Source organism: Lachnoclostridium sp., assembly GCF_031997925.1.
Classification (GTDB): Bacteria; Bacillota; Clostridia; order Lachnospirales; family Lachnospiraceae; genus Lachnoclostridium.
On the sequence record NZ_DAMADT010000040.1, the window covers coordinates 1 to 7,408 of the forward strand.

5 protein-coding genes are annotated in these 7,408 nt (G+C 35.5%); 1 reads left to right on the plus strand and 4 read right to left on the minus strand.

The window, feature by feature from the left end; genetic code table 11:
- Positions 1 to 314 precede the first annotated feature (314 nt).
- The 3 genes from RTP52_RS18195 to mutY form a co-directional block, all read right to left on the minus strand.
- A complete protein-coding gene (locus RTP52_RS18195) occupies positions 315 to 1,070 on the minus strand; it encodes an HAD family hydrolase (protein ID WP_312372802.1) in 756 nt (251 codons plus the stop codon).
- A complete protein-coding gene (locus RTP52_RS18200; protein ID WP_312101027.1) occupies positions 1,052 to 1,975 on the minus strand; it encodes a LysR family transcriptional regulator in 924 nt (307 codons plus the stop codon). The genes RTP52_RS18195 and RTP52_RS18200 overlap by 19 nt, the downstream gene beginning before the upstream one ends.
- Before the next feature lie 122 nt (positions 1,976 to 2,097).
- A complete protein-coding gene (mutY, locus tag RTP52_RS18205) occupies positions 2,098 to 3,150 on the minus strand; it encodes an A/G-specific adenine glycosylase (protein WP_312372803.1) in 1,053 nt (350 codons plus the stop codon).
- A gap of 244 nt (positions 3,151 to 3,394) precedes the next feature.
- Between mutY and RTP52_RS18210 the strand changes: the two genes are divergently transcribed.
- Positions 3,395 to 4,423, plus strand: coding sequence for a hypothetical protein (locus RTP52_RS18210; protein WP_312372804.1), 1,029 nt, complete (start codon positions 3,395 to 3,397; stop codon positions 4,421 to 4,423).
- 236 nt (positions 4,424 to 4,659) lie between these two features.
- Here RTP52_RS18210 and RTP52_RS18215 read toward each other — a convergent pair.
- A partial coding sequence (locus tag RTP52_RS18215; protein ID WP_312372805.1) for a glycoside hydrolase family 9 protein occupies positions 4,660 to 7,408 on the minus strand: 2,749 nt, incomplete at its 5' end.

Consider the following 7,408-nt stretch of genomic DNA (forward strand, 5'->3'; position numbering starts at 1 on the left):
CACTTGTTGATATAAATAAAATATATAATATGAATATTTAATATGACTTATAATTATATTATTATTTATGTACTCATCGCAAGCTCACAGAGCAGGAGGCGGAGAACACTACGCAGTATTTTTTTAAAACCCATACAGAATTAAAGTTGAATTTGTAACACCTTAACAGTAAAAAGGCAAGTGATGGAAGGCACTATAAAACTAGTGCATCCATCACTTGCCTGATTTCATAAAATACTTATATTTCTAATAAAAGGTGCTTTCTTGCATCGTAATCTGGATTGCTGATAGTGATTATATTTCCGAAGATATATTTAATCCGTTTCCTTTAAAAAATCAATAAATTGATACCAATCCTCTACTTTACATAAAGGTATGTCAGGGTGACTTGCCTCACAATCCTCAAGATAATCAAAACCACCTGTTTTATTCGCACCAGTATACCATATTGGAAATATTCCTGCCTCAGAAGCACCAAAGATATCACAATTTAGGTTATCTCCACAGTACCATACGTCATTTGGCTGTAATCCTGCCTTTCGAAGCGCTAACTGAAATAAAAATTTATTTGGCTTTCGAAATACATATTCACTCGATGCAAGGATAAACTCAAAATCATATTTTGGAAGAACAGAAGCCAAACGTCTTCTTAGAGCCTCTCCGCTAAACGATATATTACTGATAACCCCAACACGAATGTCATTCTCTTTTAGGTAATTTAAAACTTCCTTGATACCATCTGTTGGAACTCCCGGTGCTGCGGTATCCCAGAATAATTGTTCAATCTCATAAGGATCTTCCTTAAATTCTAAACCAAAATATTCATATAAAAACCTTTGATATGGATGATTATGAACCTCTAACTTGTAATCATCCATTGTATCCTTTGTAAATCTACCAATTTCTTTATTTAATTCTCTATCAAACGCAATCATCTCCTGCGCTGTCACGCCATATGGATTTTTGATTGCCCTTGATAATACTGCCTCTTCTGCTTCCAACGACTCAAACCCAACCTCTTTCACTAAGGTCTGTCCATAATCAAATAGAATCATCCTTGGCTTTCGCATATCAATTCCTCCATCTTTTGAACAAAATTGCGAACAGATTCCTGGTTTCCTCTCTCTTTCATGTAAACGAAACCTATCTCTCGCTTGTCTAATTTTCCTGGTAAAGCAATCTCCGTTAATTCGCCACAGTCTAATTCTTTCTGAACAAATTCTCCTATAACACATGCAATACCTAAACTTGTCTTTGCAAATTCTATTAATAAATCCATACTGCTTACCTCTAGTATCTGCACAGGTTTTATTTGCCTTTTTGCTAAATACTCATCGATATACATTCTGGTTATATTTTTTTCATCAAGAAGCATAAGGTTACCCTTTTCTAATAATTCTCGTCCGGTAAGTTCCCTTCCCTCTCTGATTTTTAGATTATCAAGGTAACTATTTGTTGCGATAAAGATATCATGTATCTCACCAACCTTTTTAAATACCATTCCCTTCAAGGTATCTGGTTTACCTACTAATCCTATATCTAATTTTCCTTCTTCTATTAAATCTAACGTTTGAAGCGTAGATTGACACTGAATCGTAAATCGAATATGTGGGTATTCGTCCACAAATTCTTTTAAAAATGGTAGAAGAATAAATTTGCATAATGTCGTACTGACACCAATACGAATGTGTCCAATTCCTAACTGATGGATTCGCTTCATTGCATCTTCCCCTTCTTTCAGGGTTTCAAATGCAGTTCTAGTATAGCAATAAAGCTGTTTTCCTTCTTCTGTTAGCTTCACTCCACGAGAATTTCTGGTGAACAACGCAACTGACATACTTTGCTCCAACTTTGCGATTGCTTTACTAATAGCAGGCTGGCTAATATACAGTTCTTTTGCTGCCAAAGATATATTTTCCGTTTTTGCCACCGCATTAAAAATCCGATAAGCGGATAATGAAAAATCTACTTCCATTGCATAACCTCCCCAGATTGTCCTATGTTTATTGACAGCTTACCACTAAACGTCCTATTTTGGCAACAAAAATTTATTTTCCCGTAATATTCAGTAAATATTCATTCCTAAGAGAATTAGACTTAAAACAATTCCTTGCGATATGCTTCAAATGCTGTTGGAAGAGAATAGTCCTTTTGAATAGTTTGATTATCTACCCATATTAATTCAGGTAATGGAACATCCTCTTTCCTTTCAACCTTAATATAGTAACCGTTCATATGCCATTCTTTGTGTGAAAAGATATGTTTTGCCTCTCCTAGTTTTCTCTCTACTTTTGCATTAGGAGCTAAGATTTTTATCTGTTCCTCCATCTGATTTAACGAGAGTTTTCCCTCTATATTAGGTAATTCCCAGAGCCCATGTAGAAGTCCTCTTTCTGTCCTCTTTCGGATTGCATAGGAGCCAGCACATTCCATCACAAGTACTGTTTTTTCCTCGATCGCTCTTTCCTTTTTTTTCGGTTTCACCGGTATTTTTAATTCGTCTCCATTGTGAAATGCATTACACAGATGCATAACTGGACATCTATCACAAAGCGGTTTACCATTTGGCAGACAAACTGTTGCTCCAAGTTCCATAAGTGATTGATTATAATCCCCTGGACGAGCTTTCGGGATAATAGCTTCGATATCTTCTTCTAATTCTTTTTTTACCTTCTCCTTCGTAATATCATCGAAACTTCCAGCAATACGTTTCATAACACGAAGCACATTCCCATCAACCGCCGCTACTGGTAATTGAAAAGCAATCGAACCAATTGCTCCTGAAGTGTACGAACCGATACCTGGGAGTTTCTTTAATTCTTCTCGATTTGCTGGTAGTTCACCATCATATTGATCCATAACTACAATGGCTGCCTTCTTAAGATTACGGGCACGATTATAATAACCTAATCCTTCCCATAATTTCATCAATCGATCTTCTTCAACTGCCGCTAAATCTTTTATGGTTGGCAATTCCTTAATAAACCGATCAAAATAAGATTTCACCGTTTCCACCCTTGTTTGTTGTAACATAATCTCAGAAATCCATACATAATAAGGCTTAGGATTTGATCTCCATTCCAAGATTCTTGCATTTAGATCATACCAATGTAATAAATATTCTACTGTTTCTCTATAGTCATACTTCATTATTTCCTCAATTCCGATCTCATAGTGATTTTTTAAAGATTTAAGAGTTATTTGAATTTAATATCCTTTTGCTTTTAAATCTCTTTACTTTAGATAATGTTACACATTATATCACATTTTGAACTGTATGTTAAAATTTTATAATGGAAATTAAAAAGTTAAGAAACATTTAAAAATTCTGCCTAAAATTTGCCTTATTCCGATATTATCCTATTCTTATCTATGATCATAAAGGAGGCTTACTATGTCATCTCGTAAACTGATTATGCTTTGTATCCTGTCCACTATTCTTTGTAGTGGTTGTCAAGCAACACAAAGTCCAAACAATTCCTCGATTAGTACCTCTAGTGAGCTTACCCCTGCTGTTACGATTTCCGTAACGGGGGCTCCAAATATAACCGATAAACCCGAAGCTTTACCTATTACAGAGGATATATTAATAACGGGGGAGGATGCTCTATCCTTAATTCAGGGGCAAATTAATACTAGAAAATATACCATATCATTACTTTCAGAAAATATAACAATTAATTCAAAGAACTATTATTCTTTTATCGTTACCAAAAACTTAACATTACTGGAACCAGCAATACTCGTAAATAAGAATACCGGTGAGCTTTCCTGTTTAACTTCCGATGGTAAGCATACTCCATTTTCTTCCTTTAGTATAACCCCAACCAAAGACGATACAGAAATCAATTGGAATGGTACTTTTGTTCGCAAAGACTTAAGAGGTGTAACGACCGCTACTATAACCATGATTCAAAACGATTCCACTTCTTTTGAATTTCATATACTAGCACGAAACAGCCTTGGAGTAAATCGTCTCAGCGGTATTGGCTATATTGATGGAACAACTGCAAAACATTTTACAAACGATGAAGTAAGCCTTACCTTTTCCCTAGATCAGAATTATTTAACGCTATCTGACGATAACTTCTTTACTGAAAATTCGAATTCTATTGCTGGGAGTTATGTTCTTGATAACAATGTGAACGAGGACCTAACTATCTTAGAAGACGATGCTATCCAAATGATACATTCCTTATCAACTCTTCAAACGGGGTTACCTGCTGAAATTGATGATTACCTGATTTTATCGGATAACTCAAAGCTGATAATCGAAGATCGAATTTGCTATAGTTTTGGCGCCTATGCAAAATTAGAAAATAGGAGTATTTTAGTGACAAACTTTTTTGTCACAGTAGATGGGAATGCAGTTTATACATACAATACCGTAAAAAATTCTTACGAATGTATTTATGGAAAATAACATATAAAACTAACATAAAAACGAAATATTTCATTGAGCGAATATACTCTATGAAATATTCCGTTTCAATTATTATCCAATCATTATCAACGATTGTTATCATAGAAGACTATTTAATTTTAGATAAAAATGAGGTCCGACACCAGCCCCATGGCAAGTGTCGGACCTCATTTTTAGGACGTGTATATACTAAGTTATAAACCCCTCTTTAAAAAATAATTATAACTTTTCTCTAATTACGGTTCTACTCCCCAAACCAATACATTAGAGATATATACTGTGGTCTTATTCCAATCAGCATAACTTGAGCTACTATCACCAAATGAATAATCATCTGTTTGTGAATAGTTCGACCAGTCTACCTTAGAAAATCTTCCTTGAACTTCGATGCTTTGTCCTGCATTTAATGTTCCAGCACCGGACTTAAATGAAAATTCCAAATAGTAATCAGCATTTGTTTTTGGTGAACTCATCTTTACAAAGGCACCATTTACATTAGAACTTCCAATGGTAGAATAATCACACCAGAATGCCTGATCCTTTTCTCCGTTGATTGTATAGTAATAACGAAGCTTAACATCGGATAAGTTGATTGCAGTAGTTCCTGTGTTAATTAATTTAATTCTTGGTGCAATACCATTTGTTGTTGCAGAAGAGTTTCCATTGAACATTTGAAGTTTAATATTACCGGTTGTAACAACAGAAGAATCCTTAATGGTAACTGCTAATACTGGGTTTGTGCCTTTATTCATTTCAAATACAATGGATTGATTTCCTATTGCAAATTGATTTAAATAAGAAGATAGAATCGTCACTGTTGTTCCAGAAACGGTATAATCAGTTCCAGATACCAAACTTTTAGATCCATTCTTAAGCCCAACTAAGGTATTGCCATTTGGGGCAAGAGTAACAACTATATTTTCCTGTTTGCCACTAGCCTTATCAAAGACAGCAGCATTTGGATTAATAGATGCACTTGGAGAAGTATCTACCAGTGTTACTTTTAATGTTGCATCGTTACCGCCACTAAATACAAATGTTAAAGTAACCGTACTAGCGCTCTGTGCAGAGAAATAGTTCTTAGATAACGTTACTACATTACCAGATACGGTATAATCAGTACCTTTCGTTAAAACTGTTGCTCCATTCTTAATTGATGATAACGTATTACCATTATAGTTAATGGTTACTGGAATATCTGCGGATACAGCTGGGTTTTTGTCAAAGGTTGCGGTAGTCTTATCAAGACTTGCAGAAGGAACACCAGTCTTTGGCTCATTACCAAATACTAATTTACCAGTATCATACAATGGTATAAATGTGGTCTTTACGGTATTACCTGAACTAACATTAGCGATTTGTGTAAAGGAGTAGTCATTGGAATTGTCCCAAATGTTTACATTTTGTGGGCCTGCAATTCTAAATTGTACTTCTTTCTTATAAGCAGACTGCCCGCCTGGATAAATCTTTGTTCCAGAGAAGTCTACATTCACATAATAAATATTATTTGCAGCATCCCAAGGAAGCAGTGCTGACGTGGTTGCTCCATTGTTATAATTTGTTGATACTGTAAAATCATTCTTAGTATATCCCTTTGCTACATATTCCGAGATATCAATAAAATACTTAAAGGATAATTTATCAGTAACACGAGCTGGCCAACCTGTCTGATTGTATACTAATGCTTTTACTTCGATAAAGGTAGGACCAGAAGCATTAATACCAGCTTGAATAAATAGCTCATCGTTTGTTATGTTTTCAATTGCTTTAAAGTTTGCAATTGGTGTTCCACCATAAGTCTTATACACCTTAGCTAAAGCACCAACAAACCCTGCATTATAGTCACAAGCGATTTCATTGTTTACATAATTATTAATGTTATCCTCATAGCTATCATTACTACCAGGTCCACCTACTAAAGCACCATAAATGGTGTGTCTGTGGTAATTTGGCTCCGTCTGACTGTCTGCCCATGAACCATGAGCAGTTCTATGGTGAGGTCTTGTAGGAGGGTTTACACCATATCCAACCACAAAACTTCTTCCAGCACTTCCTAATGCATAATCTACCTGTTGTTTCGCAAATGCATTGTAGGTACTAACTTTCCCTGCACTACATCCGCTCCAATCAGCATAAACACTTGCCAGAAATGCTGTTGTCGTCGCATATCGTAATGCTCCCCAGGAATCTAACCAAGCAAGTCCTTTTGGTGTATAAGTAATACGATTACCATTATATCCTGTAGACCAATAGTCAAGATGCATTTCAATATTATTCTTATAAATTGCTTTATTCGTAATTCTTGCTAATAATAAAGCTGCACCATAGTGAACATCATCCCAGTTTTGTGCCCACTTATAACTTAATGTGGAAGATTGAGGTTCCGTTCCCCATTTGGATACATAGGATTCTGCCTTATCCAAATAAGTAGCTTCACCACTTGCAATGTAAATCCATGTAGCTGCCCAGGATAATTCATCATAAAATCCACTATAGGAAGTATAGAACCCACTTGCTGCAGTATATCCAGCATCACTTTTTGTTGTCTCTGCAAAATTGTAAAGCTCTTTTGCATGACGAAGGCAGGTTGCTGAATAAGTTGGATCTTTTGTTTTATATACAAGTGCTGTAGCTGCAAGGGCAGCTGCTGCTTCTCCTACTACAGTAGAACCTGGGTTATTTAAATCAACCTTATAGGATGGTCTAGCCATCTGCATAACCTCAGCAGGTCCCCACCAAGAGTGATCTGTATTTCCATTACCAACTTGATAGTAAAATACATTTGCTTGTGGATGACACTTAATTAGATAATCACTAGACCACTTAATTTCATCTAATAAATAATTTAATTGTCCTGCCTTTGAAAGAGTAGCCTCTTCTTCATATACTGCCCATGCTAACATAGTTACAGTATAAGCCAAAGGAAGATTAAATTTTACATGATCACCAGCATCATACCAGCCACCAGTTAAATCCACACCAACA